This is a genomic window from Bacteroides sp. MSK.20.12, from assembly GCF_019052435.1.
Lineage (GTDB): Bacteria > Bacteroidota > Bacteroidia > Bacteroidales > Bacteroidaceae > Bacteroides > Bacteroides xylanisolvens.
On sequence record NZ_JAHQVH010000046.1, the window covers coordinates 1 to 21,123 of the forward strand.

Genomic DNA, 21,123 nt, shown 5'->3' on the forward strand with positions numbered 1-21,123 from the left:
GTCTTGACTTTCTTATTTACCGGGCGTAAAAAATCTGTTTTTTTATATACCTTTGCAATATACCAATTAGCTGACAACAGATATGATATATACAAAAATAAAGACATAAAGAGATTTTTCAGAAACATAAATATGTTTCTGAAAGAATAGAAACGGGGTGAAATCTGCATAGATTTCACCCCGTTTTGTTTAATATATTCGCGTTTTATTAGTGAATTACCCAAAATATCGTTTATTATAAATGTAAGACCCGTTTATAATAAACTGTTCCCCATTTTATTATAAACGTCTCATGAGTTTATTAATGTCTTGTATAAGAAAAAGAAAATAACGTAAAGGTAGTAATGGTATCAACGAGACAAACACAAATATATCTACACATTTATAGTAATGAACGACCTTTACAATTTGATTCTTTTTTATAGTTTATTCCTTTGGATATCGAGCGTAAAAGAACCGATCTTAATGGGAATTATTTAGTTAATGAACGAATACATTCCACTTCTTCCGCCCAACCCAGTTCACGATCAATAGTAACCGGATCAAAAGTATCTGCCTGCTACATCTCCATTTGGTTGATTGCCGTGCTCGGAATAAAATCACACCCACGAAGCCATCCCCATTGCTTATACCACTCATTAGCCTGCTCTTTTGTCCAAACTTCACGAACAGAAACAGTTTTCTGACTACAGGCAATCAACATAATACCAATAAAAAATGAGAGTAATATCTTTTTCATATAATCGTTTTACTTCAATACAATTACAAGGAGTCAATCGTATCACTTCACCGGCTTTTTCATTTGCACGATATTTTGAAAATAGCAACGCACCTTTGACAAGGTTATCTTGTAATCTCAAAAGGTACCCGAACTGAAACACCCGTTTTCATTAGTTCAGTGATATTAGGAAGAACGCGTTTCTTAAAGGATTCCCAACCACGATTGTCCATTTGTGTCCAACCTGCTTCTGCCAGTGCAAAAGCACGTGGATATGTCATGTATGTAGCACGATTTATATCGATAATGGCTTCCCCCCATAATGGTCCCATTACTCCCCAAATATGCTTCTGTGCCTCCAAAGGACGACCATATCCAGGATCTAATTTATATGCACGTTCTAATGTGGTAATAGGCATCCCCCAATTATTATATTCCGGTAATTCTCCCTTATATTGTGGATAATCAAAATATGTATATTCGCTAGGGGCCATAATTACATTGTGTCCTTTCTTGGCAGAAAAATCCAGCCCTGTTGGAGTCATACCTTCACGCCAATTGACTAACGTTACATCTTGAGGATATGGGAATAGATAATCGTCAGCAGGCGGATACACATTGTTCAATTCAAGCCACAATATTGGTTTCTTTCCATATTTGCGAACAGATCCTAAAATATTTTCAAAAAAAGGAATCATCAACTGAGAAGGCTTGGTATATTTTCTCTTTTCCATCAAAGTACGACACAAATCACACTGTGCCCAATTCTTAGGTATATCAGCCTCATCACCTCCTAAATGAATTAACGGAGATTTAAACATCTTAGCAACTTCTCCAATTATATCATCCATCACAGCATAAACCTCCTCGTTACCGGCACAAAGCATCATGTGACCTGTCTTACCTATAATTTTTTCAGTTTGACGCTGATGAATACAAGCCAAATTTGGATATTTTGACAATAAAAAAACCGTATGTCCCGGCATATCTACTTCTGGAATCACTTGTACATGACGCATAGCTGCATAATCTACCAATTCCTGAATATCCTTTTTGGTATAGAATCTTGCACCTGCCAGACTAGGATGACTTTCAATCCAAATACTCCAACCGTGATCATCTGTCAGATGAAGTTGTAATACATTAAATTTGTATTTAACCATTTGGTCAATATAGAATTTAATATCATCAATAGGTAAAAAGTTACGTGCCGGGTCAAGCATCAATGCACGATAATCAAACCTCGGACAATCATCAATTTCAACAGATGCTATTGTTTTTTGTTTTGTAGCACAAATATCACCCGCCAAAATCTGATCCAAAGTCATCAATCCATAAAATACAGCAGCAGAAGTAGCTCCTTTAATTACCAATCTCTTTTCATTTACACTCAATTGATAATGCTCTTTTGTTTTTAAAGATTTATCAATCAATAGCTGTACTACTGATTTTGAGCTCTCTGTAGAACGTTTCACATTGATTCCGAATCTCTTATTAAAAATAGAAGAAAGCGTATTCAACTCAAACTCCAAACTATCAGTCTCAATATAACAATTGACTTGATTCTCTAACACCAACACCATGTCTGAATCTGATGTGACCTTATTGGGCATCGGAATCAATGCAGAAAGATTATCTTGTGCATAGATACAACAAGGTATCATCAAAAGCAGAAATAAAGCCACATTCAGAAACTTATTTTTCATAATACTTAATAAATATTTTTCCATTTATTCGTTGTTGTAAATTCTTTTTTAATTATCAGAAAAAGACGACAAATTTTATTGGGTGTATTATCTTTCTCTTATTTCAATAGTCCTTCCACCATTACAGGAAAATGATCTGAAGAGTACTTATTATACTTTATATCATCATCAATGGTGTGATAAGAAAGTATTTTTATTTTTGGAGTCACAAAAATAAAATCTATGCGCTTAGCTGTTTTTCCAGTTTTGTCATAGGCATAAAAACTACCGGACGGTCCTTTAGGAGGCGTCAGAGTACATTCATACGAATCCTGTAATAAACTATCTTTCAGGAGAAGTTGTATCGGTTCTTCGTCCGGAGTGGCATTAAAATCACCGGTGCAAAAGGTTGGTCTACCTTTTGCGATTTTCCTTACCTGTTCCAACAACATGAACGAAGATTGTCGTCTTGCTTCTGTTGCTTCATGATCCGTATGCGAATTAAACACATAGAATTTCTTCCCAGTCCGGAGGTCTTTAAAATATCCCCAAGTGCAAATCCGACGACAGCGTGCTCCCCAACCATAAGAAGGTATATCCGGAGTTTCCGAATACCAGAAATCACCATGTTTCAACACCTTAAAGCGATCTTTTTTATAGTAAATGGCACAATGTTCTCCTTTATTATCCCCGTCACGGTCACGACCGATATAAGAATATTCGTTCAGAATCATCATATCCTTTAATTGAGAGGTACGCCCTTCCTGTATGGCAAACATATCGAATTTATTCCGTCGCACAACATCTACCAATGCGTTCAGACGGACTTCCCAAGCCTTATCCCCCTTGTCTCCTTTGGTACGGATGTTATAAGATGCAAGGCGAATAATATCTTCTGGTTTCGTTTTGTCTAAGTTGAAAGATTTTGCCGGAAGACCTCCGGCAAAAAATAAAATCAAAAGTAGAAAATAATATTTCTTATTTATAGAACACTTCATATTACAAATCATTAAATATCAATTTATTTACTCCATTTAAATACCGGATAGCCGTTGCCTCCTTCTTTCCAAAGAGAAGAATCCCAGTTTGTGACAGTGTTTTTCAGCTCGTTAGCAGATTTAGCTACTCCCTGAAAACTACTACCGGACGGTGATGTCTCATCTGATACGGTAAATATAGTTTCTCCTGCTTTCAGAATCATACCGTCATAAGCATAGCAGTTTTCAGCAGTAACATTATTGTTATGTCCTCCCACTATACGTCCTATTTTTGCCTGGTTTGAATTGTTTAACAAGGTATTACTCCATGCCACACAATTCTTGATATTTAGTGTTCCGCTATCCATATTACCGACTATACCTCCAACCCAGCCGCCTTTAGTAGCACTGATGTCACCACTTACATAACAATTTTCAATATATGAAGTCGTGTTGCCAGCATGGAACCTTCCGATAATTCCACCTGCTTTGCCGTTATCAGTATTTATCTGATCAATAATAGTAGCAGTGGTATAGCAGTTCTCAATACGTCCATTACCGCCGAAGATACCACCAATTCCGCCTGCTGCTCCCGACCCTTTCAGTATTCCGGTAGTATAACAGTTAATGATTTTACCTGTGAATCCTACCGCACCGCTATTTAATCCTACATAACCGGCTATAATACCGATACCTTGGTTAGTAGATGAGATATTTGCATCGACAAATCCTACATTCTTACATTCTCCACACAATACGCCAAAGAAACTGGGATAAGAACCGGAGTCACAAGTCAGATTTCTAATTACATGATTGCGTCCATCAAAAATTATCCATTTCTCGTACGGACCATCTCCATTTAAAGGCGTCCACTTGATCCCCTGCATATCAATATCCGCACTCAAAACAAAGTAGGTCGTTTGTTTTCCAATAAGGACTTTGCTCATGTTCTGAATATGGGTGGTATTAGCAATCACATAAGGATTATTTTGAGTCCCGTCTCCACTAGCAAAATCACCTTCTGGTTCATTGTCATGTCCTCCATAACTAGCATAATCTCCTCTATCCAGTTGCCACTCCAAAATAGGGAATCCCATATCTATATTCCCAACATTATGCCATGGAGTCCCCCAATTGGCAATTCTATTCTGCAAAGTCAGGACACTTTCGCCTACTCCATCATATTTTCCTGCCGAAACGGAACCTGCATTATCCTCCGGAGCAAATCCTGTACAAATCATATCCTCCCATGCATAACATTCAGATGCGACAGGATCCGCCTGATGCCCACTTTCACCTTGAGACAAAACTCCACTAATACGTCCTGATTTGGCAGCGGGTCCCGTTATTTTCCAGTTCCAGGCAACACAGGCAGTTATTTTTGCTCCTTCGGAAGGAAGGGCAGCAATACCACCCACTGAATTGGCACCAATTAATACACCTGTAGAGTAGCAATACGACACTTCGCTGTTTTCATACATAGAACCTACAATACCTCCACATTCATCTCCTGTAGATATAACCTCTGCTGTAGAATAACAGTTTTTGATATAACAAATCTGTCCTCCATACGGTCTACCCATACGGGAAGCTATTCCACCAGCATACTTTCCTTTCACTTTTCCGGAGACGTAACAGTTTTCCACCTGCCCTGTCTTCTCTACAGCGTTCGGAGCTTTCACTCCGATATAACCGCCGATAACCCCTGCCCCACTATTAGTAGCTGCTTCTACATGGGCATTATAGAAACCGACATTTTTACAAGTCCCGGCCAAAATACCAAAAAAACTAGCATACGCTTTGTCTGTACAGGTGAAATTCTTTATAATATGGTTATTTCCATCAAAATAGATATAATAGTCACCGTTTGAGTTCAATGGTTCCCAATTAGATACAGACTTCATATCAATATCAGCCCCCAACTGAAAGTAAATCATCTTTCCTTTCACCAAGGCTTCACTCATATTCTGAATCTGTATCACATCCATAACGAGGTAGGGTTTGTTCATTGTTCCATAACCTTTTTCAAAAAGCCCGCCTGCTCCGTCACCCTCATCTCCGTCATCTATGTCTGTGTTTCTATCCGGCGGAATACGGCTATAGGAATCCATCGGATTAAAATCAGAGCATGAGAAAGATAAAACAGCCATCCATAAAATGGTCCAATATCTCATTACCGAATATGTACTTATATGATAAAATTTGTTTTTCATAATCTTCATTTTTATTTTAGATTTCTACTACAATCACCATAGGATAATGATCGGATAAAGAACTGACAATAGTGCGGGTAGAAAGCACCGTAGCATGTTTCACAAAAATAAAATCAATTCTGGTCTTTTTAGAAGGAAATGTAAAAAGAGCACCATGCTGAATGGTTGCTTCCCGATACGCATCTTTCAATATACCACTTTGGCAAATCGTAGTGGCTATTTCGGGAGCATCAGGAGTCGCATTAAAGTCGCCGGTACAAAATGCGGGAGTATTGTCTTTTGCTTTATCGGAAACTGCATCCACCAGCATTTGACATGCATGTTTTCTGGCATTATCAGCCAAAGGCATGTGAGTTTCAAAAAGATAAAATTCTTTTTGAGTCTTGCTATCCTTGAATTTTCCCCATACACAGAAACGTTTGAAATTTGTTTCATCCCATCCGTTGGAAGGAATTTCCGGAGTTTCGGAAAACCAGAAACGTCCGGCATCCAGTAATGTGTAGCGGCTCTTCTTATATAAAATGCCACTCATCTCTCCTGCCTTATTATCGTCATTTCCAGTGTCACGACCATAAGCGAGAATCTGATAATCACTCGCAAGTTGAGTTCCTAAGTAGGAACGTTGTTCCCAACTGGCTTCTTCGAATCCACAAATCTCAAAATCGTAGTCTTTGATTAATTGTGCCACACGTTCCCGTCGGTTAGTCCATCCTGTACCAGTCTCCACCTGTAAGTTATAAGTTGCTACACGCATGGACGTTTCAGTCACGGGGTCTTCGTCTTCCTCGCCATCTCCTGTATCCCACGTGAAATCAGGATAGTACAATGAATTGTCTTTATTATCTTCACAACTGCTGGCGAAAACAGAGAATATGAAGGTAATCAATGTGTATATTACTATTTTTTTCATAAATCTATTATTTATATCTTTTATACTTGTTATTCATTCCATCCCGGATTCTGGGTTACGACACCATTAGATAAGGTTATTTCCTGTCTTGGTATCGGATATAGATAATCACGGTTCTCATTCCAGGTACGGTCGATCCAACTGTAACACAATAAATTGCCATAATTACCTTCTGACAATGAGGTGCCGCTTCCATCGGAAGCCAATTTTACATACGTCACACTTCCAACATTGGGTTGCGAAGATGTGGTGTAGAAACAGACATCATTTGTTCCGTCTCCATCGATATCATACGCTTTATTGATAGCTGTAGCAGGAAGATAAAATCCTTTAAAAGATTGGGCCATACATTGCCCCTCTTTCCAGCGCATCAAATCATAATAACGGAAGCCTTCCATGACCAACTCTATCGCACGTTCCCGTCGGATTTCCAGAATCACCCCTTTATTATCTCCTGTGATATTCACATAACCGGTTTCCGGAGCACACATATAAGGGTCCGGAGAAAGGTTTGCTGCGTTCATATTCAGTTTTCCCGTAACTCCTGCACGTGTCCGCAATTTGTTTACCGTATTGTCGATATCAGTTTGCGTCAGTGTTCCTAATTCTGCCTTTGCTTCGGCATAGTTCAAATAAACTTCTGCCAATCTGAACAGAGGAAGGTCATTGCTTGAATCACCTGTATAGCTCATATTATCATTTGCATATTTCAGCAGGTGGTATCCGGTCATCGTGACATTCATATTTATATTTGAAGTACGGATTGTTTGCGCTAAACGCGGATCACGATTGACTATTTCATCCTTGAACTCCATTGTTGCATAATTGGGTTGGTCGGTGAAACGGTTGCCATTCTTCATTAAATAATAATTGACCAGTTTTTTCGAAAGTCCGGGACGGCCTAATGTCGGAGAATTCTCAAATGCCTGTACTTTATGAACCAGACTCAAATCATTATTATAATCCCTTGCCAATATGATTTCCGCATCAATCGCATTCTCTGATTTAAAGAGATTACGATAGGACTGTGAGCCGGATTGATACAATGAATATCCTCCGGAAGCAGTCATAATTTCATTAGAGGCACTTACACAGTCATTCAAGTATTTCTCATAATCACCCAATCCATGATATTTACGATAAGTACCTTCAAATAATCCTACACGTGACTTCAATGCCTGGGCAGTCCACCAGGTTACACGATAAAGTTCTTTTGTCCGGTTGGTTTCTTTAAAAACCTCTATGGCAAAATTAAGATCTTCCATTATCTTTCCCATCACAAATTCGCGTGAATCCCTGGCTTTGTATAAATCGGCATCATCCGAGCCGAGTACTTTATCGTACCAAGGTACATCTCCAAAACGTTTCACCTTTTCAAAATAGAAATAAGCACGGAAGAAGCGTGCCAGGGCTTCATATTTGTCGCGCACTTTCTGGTCTTTACAGTTTCCCAGATTATCCAATAAAAAATTAATAGATCGCAGTGCACTCCAACTCCATCCTCCACCCGTTTCCGGAATGACACGTTGTCCGCTAACTTCATCGTCCAAAGGTGATACGATCAACACATCAGCATTATCCTTGTAAATATCGCCATCACCCGGGAAGTTATTCAAATAGAATTGATTACTGTACAACTGTAATTGCTCTTCATTCGTAAAATAATCCTTAGTCGTCAAGCGATCTTTCGGATTTATATCCAATATGTTTTCACAAGAAGCAAATAACAACGACAGACCAACAGTCGCCCACAATGTATATTTCATTATTTTCATACTATATTCCTTTATATTCGTTATTATCAGAATGTTATATCTACACCAAAAGAGTATGTCTTTGCCCAGGGATAAATATTTGCGTCACTTTTACTTGTTTTCCAGCTGTTACTTGCCGATGCTTGTTCCGGATCAATATAATCGGAATGTAGCTTAGTAAATGTCAGCAAGTTCTCACCACTAAAGTAAACACGTATTTTCTCGAAACCTATTTTAGAAAGCCATTTATCCGGCAATGTGTAACCAATAGAAAGATTCTTCAACCGACAATAAGCGAGGTTCTGCAAATACTTAGTATTAACCACTGCTAATTCACGATTACTTCCGAGAGCCACATATCCTCTGGGACGTGGGAAATAAGCATCTGTATTTTCTTCACTCCATACCTGGCTCATAAAGTCGGAAGGAATAAAACTAGCGTATGGTCGGGAATAAGGTCCCCAAAACATGGACGTTTCAGCACCAGGATACCAATTTTGTTTGCCAATGCCCTGAAAAAGAACTGAAAAATCAATTCCATACCAATCTGCAGAGATTCCGAAATTATAATTATAGCGCGGCAATGAGTTACCGATCACTTTCATGTCTTTCCGGTCATTAGCCGATGTTGTCTGCTCAATCTTGTTGTTACCATCCAAATCGACAAATTTGAGGTCACCGGCATGAAGTCCATTATCCAAAGCGCTTGCATTAATCATTTGGTTAACGAACGATTGGTCTACTTTATAATTCCTTGCTTCTTCATCCGTTTTAAAATAACCGTCTACTACGTATCCCCATATTTCGCCTAACTGCTGTCCTTCGTAAGGATCGGTCAGCGTCCGGTTGGGATTATCATATTTTGTCACTTTGGAGGTGTTATCTCCGATACCAGCCATTACCCGGTAGTTGAAAGGCTTGCTTGCCAAAGTAAAACTATCTCCCCAAGTAATAGATGCTTCCCACCCTTTCGTACGCAAGTCTGCCACATTCATTCTGGGAGAAGAGGCACCATATACGCCAGGCAAAGTCTTTCCTGCCATCAACATATCTTTGGTATCACGAATATATGCATCAAAAGATACATTCAAACGATTATTAAGAAAACCCAAGTCCAAACCTATATTTTTTGTGATTACAGTTTCCCAGGTCAAATCGGTAGAGTTCGGAGCTGACTCATAGGCATAATCGCCTTTCGTAGTATCTCCGAAAGCATAGTTCATTACCGCTCCGGTATTAATCAGTTGCAGATAGTCATAATAGCCTACTGTTTTCTGATTTCCCAATGATCCGTAAGACAGTCTTAGTTTCAGATTACTTACATAGTTTTTGGCTTGTGTAAAGAAGGCTTCTTCACTGACACGCCATCCGGCAGAGAATGACGGGAAGAAACCGAAACGATGTCCTCGACGAAAACGGGAACTACCGTCATAACGTCCGCTGGCTTCAAATAGATAGCGGTCTTTATATCCATAATTCAAACGATAGAAAAAACCAAGAATCGCATATTCCTCTTGTCCTCCGGTTATGGATATATCATCACCTTTTGCCAGGTTAAAATCATCGAGAGATTCAGAGAGTAACCCGTTACGTTTCATTCCCAGTTTCTTGAAATACTTATAATCATAGTTACCTCCCACAATGACCTTTACCGAATGTGCATTTGCGAAGGTATTGTCATACGTTCCGTATAAGTTGAAAGTTTGGCGTATCTGGTTGTTTTGTATTTCCGACAAATAATTGCCTCTGGTACGTCCGTTATCCATTGTGATTGTTTCTCCCGGATTTCTGGAGTATAATACATCTACGGAACGATTCAAATTCTGCTGGTTGTAATGTGCCCAGCTGTAATTTGCACGAACCTCAAAATGCTTGATGGGTTTCAATACGGCTTCGAACGTAGTTACAAACTCATATTCACGATCCTGGTTATGGTGGCCGCCATTCAATAATACGGCACTAACACCATCTGCCACTTCTCCTGTATCTGTCAGACCTGTTCTATAAACCAGGGTTCCATCCGGATGCATCGGCACAATACTTGCCAAAGCATGCCGCCCGGCTCTGGTGAAAACGTCATTTACTCCCGATAGCCCCGGATAAGTATATTCAGAATGATAATAAGAAGTATTGTTACTTAATTCAAACCAGGAAGTAATATTGGCAATGATCTTTGAACGGAACGTATATTTCTTAAAACGGTCCGGATCTATTCTGATAATTCCTTTCTGATTATAGTAGTTGCCTGATAGCATGTACTTCACTTTTTCGGTTCCTCCTGAAACCGTCAAGTTATGTTCCCAAGTGGGGCGGGTATTATCAAACAAACAATTATACCAGTCAAAGTTGCCATAATATTTATACTCTCCGTTTTTTTCTACCACCCATGGTCGGGAAGGATCTTCCACTTTATCATTACGGCGAATCCATAATTCATGGTAATCTTCTTGGGTATAATGTGTATAAGGGACGCCCTGATATGTTTTGTAGAACATATCATTGATACCGGCCGAATAATAACCACGCGTCTCAAAATCCGTAGAAGTTGTCGTTTCACCAAAACTAAAACGACCGTTATAGCTGACATTGGTCTTTCCTATCTTTCCATTCTTGGTTGTAACCAAAATAACTCCATAAGCAGCACGGGCACCATATACGGCAGCAGCCGAAGCATCCTTCAAAACGCTGATGGATTCTACGTCATTGGGGTTTACCTTATTTATATCTCCCTCGATTCCATCAATAATAGTCAGAGGTGCTGCATCCGCACTAATGGAGTTGACTCCACGGATATTGAAGCTTCCCCCTTGTCCGGGACGTCCCGAACTAAAGTTTACGTTCATATTCGGTACAGAACCTTGCAGAAGCTGTGATAAGTTAGCAGCAGAACGGGTCGTCAGTTCATCACCCGAAACGATAGCAACGGCACCAGTCAGGTTTACTTTCTTTTGCGTACCATATCCCACCACTACCACTTCTTCCAGTGTCTTACTATCTTCGCGGAGAACTACTTGGGATAGATTTCTGCTGGTAGCAGCGTAATTAACCGTAATATATCCGATGTATGATACTGTAATCGTACTGTTTTCGGGAACATTAGCCAAAGTATAACGTCCGTCTACATTCGTTATTGTACCCAAAGAGCTGCCTTGCACCATCACACTGGCGCCAATAATCGGCTCTCCTTTTTCATCGACTACCCGACCGGATATATTTCTTTTGTTCGCATTACTGGTCTGTTGTTCAGAATCCGTAACTTTCTCCTTCAAATAAATTTTTGTTTTTCCGATCTCATAGTTTACGTTAGTACCAAGAAACAAATCATTCAGAACTTTAGATAGTTCCTGATTCTTTGCTTCTACCGTCACTATTCGATCCGGATTGACGATCGTACGGCTATAAGCCACCGTAAGACCTGTTTGCTGTGTAATAGCAGAGAATACTTTCTCCAGCTTTACTTGTTTAAGATTCATTGTCACCTTTTGGGCAGAAGCGGAAACGCTTATGATAATCCCCAGCAACAATACGAGCAGAACTTTGTGTTTCATACTACTTGCTTTGATTAAAGTTAAACTTAGATTTAAAATCTCATTTATGCTTAGTAGACACACAAGTCAAAAAAGCGGGTGAGAGAAAAAAGAGTTTTTTTGCATAAACCTAATTTATTTCATAACATTCTTATCCTAAAACAGTAAAGGCTGCGTATATACACAGCCTGTCCTCATTCTATTATCCTATCCAGTATATTTTACTTCTTTCCGTCCTATTTCATTCGGACTGTCACTTCTTTCCGTCCTTCATCATATTCAAATTTTACCGGCGCAATCTTTTCCAAATCCTGAAGCACCTTCTCCAGTATCGTATTATCCGAGGTCAACGTATATACATATTTCGATGCCTGCTCATCCTCTATCTTAAAGTTTACATTATACCAGCGGTTCAGAACCTTGACCACTTCTGCCAGAGGAGTATCTTTAAAAGAAATCACATTGTCTTTCCACATTGAGACTTGCTTTGAATGATCGTTCTTGATTATCCGGCACTGGTCACTTTCTTTATTATATATCAGTTTTTCACCCGGCAGTAACGGGTATTCTTTTGCAGAGGAGAGAGTCAGGTTTACATGTCCTTCATCCAGACAGATCACAATGTCTTTATTCTCCGGGTAGGCTTGTACATCAAAAGAAGTACCCAGTACATGAACGGAAGGTCCGTTCAGATTAACAATAAACGGACGTTTTTTATTCTTGGCTACCACGAAATAGGCTTCTCCCACCAAGAAAACTTCCCGCTTACTCAATCCGAACTTTTTAGGATACTTCAACCAAGAATCTGAATTGATATAAACTCGTGTCCCGTCTTGAAACATCATCTGTATCCGCTCTCCTTTGGCAACACGAATTTCCTCATACTCCGTAGTGCCGAATAAATCCACCCGGGAATTGATCTGTAAATAAAGACCTATCAGGAAAATAACGGGAATCAAGATTGCAGCCACACGGAAGCAGATACGTTTGATCTGTTTGCGTGATATGTTCTTTTGGATCTGATGGTACATCTTTTCTGAAGGTATAGTATGGTCCACATATATTTCTGCCGTTTCGGCTTTTAAATATTCTGCCTCCCGAGTCATCACAGCATCCAGGTAAGTGTTCCCTTCTTCTGTGGCAAACCATTCCGCCACAAATTTTGCATCCTCCGGTGTAGCAACTCCGGCAAGCACTTCTTCTATTTGTTTATCAGTGGGTCGATTCATTCTCTTTTTATCTTAAATAGTGGACACTTAAATATGTCATTAGTGTGACAAAAGTAACAATTATTAGCATTTTACTTAAATGAATACGTAGCATTTTCAATGCTTCCGTATAATGCGTTTTGACTGTATTAACAGACAGATTCATCCGTTCGGCTATTTCCTGATTCGTTAGTTCCTCTTTCACTTTCATCAAACAAATACTGCGTTTCTGTGGCGGAAGCATATCTACCGCTTTATAAAAAGAGGCCATCAATTCTTTCTTCTCCAGATTTTCTATCAGATTATCTTCGTAGACAGGCGTCGATTGTGCTATCTCATAGTTCTTGCTGATTGCACTATTCTCATTACGAATCAGATTTAAGACATGATTTTTCGTCATAGTGAACAGATAGTTTTTAAGGCTGATTCCTACATGTAGTTCCGACCTAAATTCCCATAAACGAGCAAAGACATGTTGCACTACATCTTCTGCCATGTCTGCATTCATTAAATAACGGTAAGCTAATACATATAGCAGCTTATGATATCTGTCATAAGCCTGTGTAAAAGCTCCTTTATCTCCTTTTTCTATGAAGGAAAAGAGCTTCTCGTCATCTGTATTAGTATATTGAGCTGATTTATCTAACATTCCTTGGATTTTGTTTAATTGTTTTTCCAAAAGAACAAAAGGCGTATTACAATTAAGTGTCTTTCACAAAACAAAAGTAGTAAAATTTAGAAAAGGTGGTGCATATTCCAATAAAAAAAGTCCCCGATTAACAATCCCCCATTAAAAAGAGGAACCGTTAATCAAGGACTACTCCACTAACTAATTAACAATGTATTATAATTGATAGGTAACAATTCTTTCTTCGGGTGAATCGATCCAGAGCCGCCATACTCCTTCCGACACTTTTTCCGGTGTTCCGATATTTGCTTTAGGTGGACGACGGCTTTTGATGGTCAGATAGCCTTTCCCTTCTGTTGCTTTCACTTTCATCGTTTTGCTGTTCATATAGACATGGATATTGCCATTCGGAGTGGGCACAGTGCCTTCCATCCATTTCAATCCTCCCAACACAGGAGCAATAGCAAACTCTTTATATCCTTCTTTTACAGGTTTCACTCCCAGATAATATTTGCCCAACAGGTAGATAGGACTCGCTCCCCAGGCATGGCACAAACTCTTTCCGTATGGACGGCCATACATGGCAAGATGTTGCGTTCCGGTTTCTTCCGGGTTATATTTTTCCCAGAAGGAGGTAGCACCTTCCTTCAACATTCCTCCCCAATAGGCTTTCATTTCTTTCATTACAGCATCCTGTTCGCCAAGAGCACAAAGGGCTTCCAGTTCGTAAAAACGCATATAGGGAGTCGTTATTTTCAGAATACTGTCATTCAGCAGAACAGACTGTTTAATGGCTTGTTGCTTATCTTCATTCAAATATTGAAAGAAGACAGAAAACATATTCGCATAGCGGGTGACCGCATCACTTTGCTGACCGTTGACGCAGTTATGTACAAATGCCTGTTTCTCGTTATTCCAGAAGGCAGGTTCTAACTTTGCTTTCAAAGCAGCAGCCAGTTTCTCGTATTTCTGTTTGCCATTGGCATCTCCAACCAGTTCCGCACACAAAGCCATTGTTTCCAGACTCCTGCAAAATAAAATTTGTTCAAAAGAGAGTTCGCCTTTCTTATCCAGATAGCCGTCCGCCCAGTCCACAAATACCCAGTCGCCCGTCATGCCTTCTACCATGCCATTCTTATTGGTACGTCCCAACACGTAATCCATCATTGTTTGCATACGTGGATACAGTTGGTTGACAAAATGGCGGTCGCCACTATACATATAATAGTCATATACGCTAAGAAACCAGTAGAAAGTATAGTCCATGATTGTATTACTGTGGCTGGTTACAGGGTCCTTGCCACGAAGCAACCAGATTGTACGTTTGACGGACTCGTTATCAAAGAAAAGATAGTAGTTCATCAAATAACTTTGGATGGCATCGCCACTCCATACCCAACGGTCACGTTTGATACCGTCAATGAAGAATTCACGGGTAGTGAGATGCATGGTGTATGCGCCAACTTCCCAAATACGATTCAGTTCTTCATCATTGCAACGGAAATTTCCGCGGTATTCTTCAGGAAGATATTCATATTGCATGGAGACTTCTCCAATCTGTACACCCGGCTCGTGAGTTACATAGACATAGCGGAAGGCTTTACTGTTCTCCAATGTATATTCGTTTTCAGAATTACTCAAGGGAGAAGTGCTGCGAATGGCAAGGTCGGTCACTTGTCCCGGTTCGATCAAGAGTTTGTCCAATGTTTCGCAATATGCTTTATCTTTTGCTTCTTCCGGGCTTTCACCATAATAAATTTCTATTTTTCCTTTTCCGGAAAGATTCTTCAATGTGATAAACCCGAATGTTTCTTTTCCAAAATCATAAAGGATACCTCCTTCGGGCTGTTCTGTCTTCGTAACAGGTTGCTGCGGTTCACGCATCAGACTGAATTGGGAAGGACGTTGGGTAGCTCCGTCAAAGTTCCAGCATCCGGCATCCATATAGATAGTGGCAGATGTGTCACTCGCTTTTCCGCTCTCGTCAATCCATTCTTTATCTTCGTAAGTTACACGCCAGGAAGAGTCTGAATTCACTGTTTTTCCCTTCACATAAATAGTGGGAGGAGTTGCCTGATTCCAGACTTTGATGTTCAGATTATGTTTTCCGGCCGGAAGCAACATGGTTTCCGGCATACCGAACTGGAGCTTTCCATCCAGTTTGACGTTGTACTTTCCTTCGGCAGCAATAAAGATTTCTTCCGGCTCGGAAAGATTCAGTTGCTTGCTGAATTCTACGACAACATAATGACTGTCCGTTTTCCAAAAAGGAGGAAAAAATGCACCTCGTTCCGTACGACGGTTATTCATTTGATTTCCCAGCCAGATTTCGTAGTCTCCCGGATACCATATCCAGGTCTGGGCAAATGTGCTGCTTGCCAAAGACAAGGCACTAAGCAATATCATATATTTCTTTTTCATTTTTCTTTCTATTACTAACAAACTGAATCGTAAGAAATAATTCGTTCCACAGTGGTTGACGTTTAGTTCCACATCTGTTTCCCTTTAGTTCTACAATTGTTTTCCTTTAGTTCCATATCTGTGGAACGAATCACGTATTACAGTTAAATGACTTGTCAATACCTACTGGATATTTAGTAAATCCTTATATCCTGCTTCCAGTCCCGCACGTTCACGAACATCATTATCCACCTTCGGGCCATTGTTCTCCCATACATTTCCCGGGCCATTGGCATTTTGCAGATACTTCTCTCCTTCTGTCCAATTATCACGTACAGTAATAAAGGAAGAACCTTCATCCGTATAAAGATAGAACCAATGATTAGGATCGTGTACATATCCCGGTTTATAAATACTATGCACGCAATTCTCCGTTACATAACTTTTCGGCTGCGAACCGAGTGTGTAAATACCTGCCACATCATACATGTGTTTCGCATAATGATGAATCAGATTGGCATGTACTCTGTTATTACGCATACAATTCACAGTTTGCGTCCATCCCCAACCAAGGCTGATGCCACTATAAGGCACTTCACTGATTTCATTATGCTCGATATTGACGTCCCCTACATATCCCGCAGCAATGGCAAGACATCCCCAATCTTCATTGCCTATTTCCGTGAAATAGCAATTATTGATATGTTGCTGTGTGCATACTTCCCGACGGTCAGCAGGGTCGTATGGCAAATGCGTTTCATGGGCAGCCGGAGAAAAACTGCCGACTAACAGACCATTTCCGGCAATATCGCGGAAGAGACAGCCACGAACAACACCGCCTTGCACCGCTTCTTCATAATCCAATCCGGTCGAGCCTAAATGCTCGAACCGGCAACGCTCGAAATCAATCTGCTTTGCAGCAACCACACGAACAGCAGCTGCGGGACGTCCCAACCATCCTTGGTTATCCAACGGATGATTCAAGTAGTTCCGTTGCATTTTCGGATCAATCCGGTAACCATCTGTCAGATACATACCTGCTTGAAGAGGTACATGTCCTTTTTCTGACGGACGCATCCACGTAGTATAGGAAAAAGTAATTTTCTCGAAACGAATATGACACACAGGACGATCCACAGTTCCTTCCACCCGTACTAATGTCTCAACAGCAGGCACAATCACTTCCGCCTCCTGCATCTTCTCTCCTTCCCGTGGATAATAATATACTTTACGGGCATCCATATCATGATACCATTCTCCAGGTACATCCTGCAATTCGCGGGCATTTGTCAGATAGAAAGCAGAATTATGTCCGTCCGTCGTCACCATCGGACGCGGCCAGAGATGCTCAAACTGAATCCGGCTTTCCGGTTGATGAAAACGTATTGCCGCGCTATCTCCCTGCACTTCAACTGAACGAATCCGAAGATTGGCAACACACCACATCTGATGTAATACCATCTCGGCATATTTAGCTTTCAAATTCCCTTTATTATCAATAAGTCTGCGAATGGAAACTGCAGGTACATAAAGAATTTCATTCTTCTCATCCACACTGCAAATGCGATTCATCTTTTCGAAATCTTCCACATCACGGGCACGAACTGCCTTTTTTCCATTCACCCACAACTGGCGGAAATCCAATGGACGTCCATTAAATACCGGTACATCTGCTACCCAAACTTTCCCTTGCTTCTTCCAGCCATTTATGCTGATTCCTCCACTCAATATCACTTTTTCATCGCCTACCGAACGAATGATTGTGGGCGATTCTTTGGTTCCGCTATCTTCCGGACGGATAAAAACCGGTTCATGGAAGGCATACGTTCCACCTTCCATATAGATTGTGATTCCACCTTGAATACGATTATCCTCTGTCCTGCGCCATTCTCGTGCTTGTCGTAAGGCAGAAGTTAGCGTGGCTTTAGGAGATTGACGAGTTCCGTCGTTGAAGTCACTGCCCTTGGGAGAAATCCATATCTCACCGGCCAATAGCCAGTGACTGCACAAGATACATATAGCCGTTACAAATAACTTTTTCATGATTTTTTTCATTTCTGTATACTTAAACAATCCGGATTATCTGGCAAGAGGCATCCATACAGTCATTTCTCCCTTTCCTCTGTTTCCCCAGGCATAATAAGGAATCAAGCGGATATTTACTGTCTTTTCAGCCTGAACAACCGGCCGGTAAAGCACTCCTTCCCACGAAGTTGCAGATGCCAGACGTGCCACTCCTTCAAGTGCAACAATCGGACTGCCTTCAATTGTGATTTTCTTCGGAGTTAGTTTTATATCAGCGGGAATCAATACGTCATCAATCTTTTCCCCGTTTGCAATATCCATACTTTCCAAACAGTAAACCAACGGCCCGCGCTTCACAACCACCTGATTACGAATCTCCTCTGCTAACGGATGAGCTTCGAGCAAACGGACAGGCATATCCATCACCAGCTCCACTACATCCCCCTTCTTCCATGTACGATTTACTTCCGCATACGAATTTGCCTTTGCATTGGTTTGCAGCGGCTGTCCATTCACTGTGAGCGTAGTCTTTTCGCACCATTCAGGAATACGTAAGAAGAGCGAGAAAGCACCTGCCTTACGAGGAACTCTATCCAACGTTACACGTACCTTTCCTTCCCAGGGATAATCCGTCTCTTGTGTTAATGCCAGTTCTCCTTTGTCTTTCCAAGTCGTAGTCAGCGTATTTGCACCATACAAGTTACAGTAAATGCCTTCCGGACTCAATGTGTAGGCGTAATTCTGTGCCTGACACAATGTACGCAATGTATTCGGCGGGCAGCAGAAACAACTGATATATTCCGTCCGTTCTTTCGGCCAGCGAAGCGTGTAAGGAAGATCGGCACTGATACGAAGCGGATTGGTATAGAAATATTTCTTTCCATCCAAGCTGATACCGCTCAATACACTATTATAAAGACAGGTTTCTACCAGTTCGGCATATTTCGCATCCCCTGTCACTTCCAGCATACGCCAGTTGAAAAGCATATTTCCGATATTGGCACATGTTTCATTGTGCGCTGTATTATTCGGCAACTGATAAGGACGTCCGTAGCTCTGATGTACCTTCTGAATACTATCCGGCTCATAGCAAGTCCCGTCCGGTGATGTTCCATCATAAAGAGCACCGCAAGCTCCGGTCACATACATCTTCCGGGTGACAATATCATTCCAGATACTAGTCAGATTTTTCATCAATTGTTGTTCGCCTGTCTCGGCATATACATCCGCTACTCCTGCATACAGATAATTTGCACGTACAGCATGTCCCATTGCACGATATTGGTCGCGGAAAGGAATACGATCCTGATTATCATCCGTTCCGTTTTCCACCATACCGCGAATATCAATCAGGTTCTTCGAAAGTTCCAGATAACGGGGATTTCCTGTGGCACGATACATTTCGACCACTCCCATATAATGTGAAGGGCAAATGGCATTGCGAGCCAGTTCGGCAGAAGCCGTTTCGTAAAAGTGGCAAAGAAAATCCGTTGCTTTTACGGCAGCATCAAAAAGAGTAGTCTTTCCGGTGGCACGACGATGCACAATACCCGCCATCATCAGGTGTCCCAAGTTATATGTCTCAAAGTTCAGCCGATTAGCAAAAGCTCCTTTTTCATTCTCGTCACCTACTTTCGTTCCGATGACCGTTTGTTTATGCTGATCCCCTAATGCATGAGAGTCAATACCTTTATTCAGTTCTTCGATAACAACAGGCGTATGTATATAACCATCTGCACGTTGGGCTTTTACGACACAAGTAATAAAGTTATCCATTAACTTATCCAGTTCCGGATCTTTATTGACAGCATAGACAGAAGCCACACCCTCCATCCATTTATACATATCTCCGTCATGGAACGGAGGTCCCCAATGTTCACCCTTACACACACCGGCAGCAATCTCAAAATTACGGAAACCGTGAGAGATCTCCGGCGTGTTCCAAGTGTTCCACATACTTTGCAGGGAAGTCCGGCTAAATACCTGAAAGCGATCTCCCCAGAATCCATCTGTCCAATGTACGGCACTGATTCCGGTATTCGCCATCTTCGCAAAACGGCTCTGACTCATATCCGTCAATCCATTGCTTTGCGCAAGTGCTCCCGTAACGGAGGCGGAAGCTAAAAGAAGTAACAGTTTTATCTGTTTCATTAATATGGATAATTTAAAATTTACACAATATCTTTATAAAAAGACGTGATTATCCGTATTTTGTACTCAATAAAACGAAAGCGAAGATTGCTAAGCAACCCTCGCTTTCAGTAAAAAAGATCTGTATTAATCTTTATTTCTTATTTATCAGGTGTATAATTCAACTCCGCCTTTCTCGCCTGCGAATGTTGAAATTGTCGTGCAACCTTATACTCATGTCCGTCTTTTAATAAATAACTCCCTGTCTGCTTGAACCAAAAGCCGACATTCGCATCTATACATTGCTGCCGGATATCCAATACCCACTCGTAATCACATACCCGGACTTCTTTGCCTGACTCTCCTCCTGCCACTACCTGTTCCACCCACTCTCCCAGCTCACCTCTGAAATCAATCCGACTAAGAAGCGGCTCGCAGATAATGATTTTATGTTTAATATGGATTTCTTTATAAATAGGTAAACGATAATCCACTCTATCTTGGTTCTCCATCGTGCAGCAGATGGTCACATTGTCATAGCCATCTCCCCAATCGGGAGGCAGACACTGTTTCAACCGGTCTATCCGTTTAGTGATAAAGAGGAAACGAAGATCCTGCCGTATCCGCATCATCTCCCACGCTTCGGCACGCCATTCATCCGCATCTTCAATGAGAAAATCTGAAGTAAAACAGGTATATACCAAATTCCCTGAAGGTATCTTATACGTACCATTCTTTTTACGCTGCAAGGGTAAATCGAACTTTTCTGTCTTTGTCACCACCGAACTGTCTTTTCCATATTTACCATCCGTCCGATATACATAGCAATGACGGCAGCCTTCACTTAATTTGTGACAGCCGTGCCAAAGATTCCACATTGAAGCTTTTTCACCCATCTCCTTTTTTCTTCAAAAATATATTTAATATTACATATACATAACTATAAAA

The 21,123-nt window shown here is 40.8% G+C and carries 12 protein-coding genes and 1 pseudogene; all 13 read right to left on the reverse strand.

What is annotated here, in order from left to right; genetic code table 11:
• Positions 1-487: 487 nt before the first annotated feature.
• Positions 488-739 (reverse strand): annotated as a pseudogene (locus KTR06_RS19580) (1,4-beta-xylanase); the annotation flags it as partial.
• 104 nt (positions 740-843) lie between these two features.
• Positions 844-2,424: a beta-N-acetylhexosaminidase gene (locus KTR06_RS19585; RefSeq protein WP_004318359.1), complete on the reverse strand. Its 1,581-nt coding sequence runs from the start codon at positions 2,422-2,424 to the stop codon at positions 844-846.
• A 98-nt stretch (positions 2,425-2,522) separates the two neighbouring features.
• Positions 2,523-3,413 (reverse strand): endonuclease/exonuclease/phosphatase family protein, encoded by an 891-nt coding sequence (locus tag KTR06_RS19590; protein WP_004318361.1) that lies wholly within the window; start codon positions 3,411-3,413, stop codon positions 2,523-2,525.
• 11 nt (positions 3,414-3,424) lie between these two features.
• Complete coding sequence (locus KTR06_RS19595; RefSeq protein ID WP_120070955.1) at positions 3,425-5,593, reverse strand: hypothetical protein; 2,169 nt, start codon at positions 5,591-5,593, stop codon at positions 3,425-3,427.
• Positions 5,594-5,609: 16 nt separating this feature from the next.
• Positions 5,610-6,503 carry an endonuclease/exonuclease/phosphatase family protein gene (locus KTR06_RS19600; protein WP_115484777.1) on the reverse strand — a complete coding sequence of 298 codons (894 nt, stop codon included), beginning with the start codon at positions 6,501-6,503 and terminating at the stop codon, positions 5,610-5,612.
• Between the two features lie 29 nt (positions 6,504-6,532).
• A complete protein-coding gene (locus tag KTR06_RS19605) occupies positions 6,533-8,278 on the reverse strand; it encodes a RagB/SusD family nutrient uptake outer membrane protein (protein WP_217290727.1) in 1,746 nt (581 codons plus the stop codon).
• 26 nt (positions 8,279-8,304) lie between these two features.
• The gene (locus KTR06_RS19610; protein ID WP_217290728.1) at positions 8,305-11,805 is read right to left on the reverse strand and encodes a TonB-dependent receptor; all 3,501 of its coding nucleotides are present in this window, start codon (positions 11,803-11,805) and stop codon (positions 8,305-8,307) included.
• Between the two features lie 215 nt (positions 11,806-12,020).
• On the reverse strand, positions 12,021-13,013 hold the full coding sequence (locus KTR06_RS19615) for a FecR family protein (protein ID WP_217290729.1): 993 nt from the start codon (positions 13,011-13,013) through the stop codon (positions 12,021-12,023).
• Positions 13,014-13,020: 7 nt separating this feature from the next.
• On the reverse strand, positions 13,021-13,641 hold the full coding sequence (locus KTR06_RS19620) for an RNA polymerase sigma factor (RefSeq protein ID WP_004310318.1): 621 nt from the start codon (positions 13,639-13,641) through the stop codon (positions 13,021-13,023).
• A 195-nt stretch (positions 13,642-13,836) separates the two neighbouring features.
• Positions 13,837-16,041 carry an alpha-L-rhamnosidase C-terminal domain-containing protein gene (locus KTR06_RS19625; protein WP_192918779.1) on the reverse strand — a complete coding sequence of 735 codons (2,205 nt, stop codon included), beginning with the start codon at positions 16,039-16,041 and terminating at the stop codon, positions 13,837-13,839.
• Positions 16,042-16,203: 162 nt separating this feature from the next.
• Positions 16,204-18,063 carry a right-handed parallel beta-helix repeat-containing protein gene (locus tag KTR06_RS19630; RefSeq protein ID WP_151923441.1) on the reverse strand — a complete coding sequence of 620 codons (1,860 nt, stop codon included), beginning with the start codon at positions 18,061-18,063 and terminating at the stop codon, positions 16,204-16,206.
• Positions 18,064-18,099: 36 nt separating this feature from the next.
• Positions 18,100-20,196, reverse strand: coding sequence for a glycoside hydrolase family 127 protein (locus KTR06_RS19635; RefSeq protein ID WP_151936235.1), 2,097 nt, complete (start codon positions 20,194-20,196; stop codon positions 18,100-18,102).
• Between the two features lie 140 nt (positions 20,197-20,336).
• Positions 20,337-21,071 carry a DUF5131 family protein gene (locus KTR06_RS19640; protein ID WP_217290730.1) on the reverse strand — a complete coding sequence of 245 codons (735 nt, stop codon included), beginning with the start codon at positions 21,069-21,071 and terminating at the stop codon, positions 20,337-20,339.
• Positions 21,072-21,123: the final 52 nt, after the last annotated feature.

Coding starts and splice junctions, on each gene's coding strand:
- KTR06_RS19625 (WP_192918779.1), bottom strand. CDS start 16,041: ATGAAAAAGAAATATATGATATTGCTTAGTGCCTTGTCTTTGGCAAGC.
- KTR06_RS19635 (WP_151936235.1), bottom strand. CDS start 20,196: ATGAAACAGATAAAACTGTTACTTCTTTTAGCTTCCGCCTCCGTTACG.
- KTR06_RS19595 (WP_120070955.1), bottom strand. CDS start 5,593: ATGAAAAACAAATTTTATCATATAAGTACATATTCGGTAATGAGATAT.
- KTR06_RS19630 (WP_151923441.1), bottom strand. CDS start 18,063: ATGAAAAAGTTATTTGTAACGGCTATATGTATCTTGTGCAGTCACTGG.
- KTR06_RS19605 (WP_217290727.1), bottom strand. CDS start 8,278: ATGAAAATAATGAAATATACATTGTGGGCGACTGTTGGTCTGTCGTTG.
- KTR06_RS19640 (WP_217290730.1), bottom strand. CDS start 21,071: ATGGGTGAAAAAGCTTCAATGTGGAATCTTTGGCACGGCTGTCACAAA.
- KTR06_RS19585 (WP_004318359.1), bottom strand. CDS start 2,424: ATGAAAAATAAGTTTCTGAATGTGGCTTTATTTCTGCTTTTGATGATA.
- KTR06_RS19600 (WP_115484777.1), bottom strand. CDS start 6,503: ATGAAAAAAATAGTAATATACACATTGATTACCTTCATATTCTCTGTT.
- KTR06_RS19610 (WP_217290728.1), bottom strand. CDS start 11,805: ATGAAACACAAAGTTCTGCTCGTATTGTTGCTGGGGATTATCATAAGC.
- KTR06_RS19620 (WP_004310318.1), bottom strand. CDS start 13,641: ATGTTAGATAAATCAGCTCAATATACTAATACAGATGACGAGAAGCTC.
- KTR06_RS19590 (WP_004318361.1), bottom strand. CDS start 3,413: ATGATTTGTAATATGAAGTGTTCTATAAATAAGAAATATTATTTTCTA.
- KTR06_RS19615 (WP_217290729.1), bottom strand. CDS start 13,013: ATGAATCGACCCACTGATAAACAAATAGAAGAAGTGCTTGCCGGAGTT.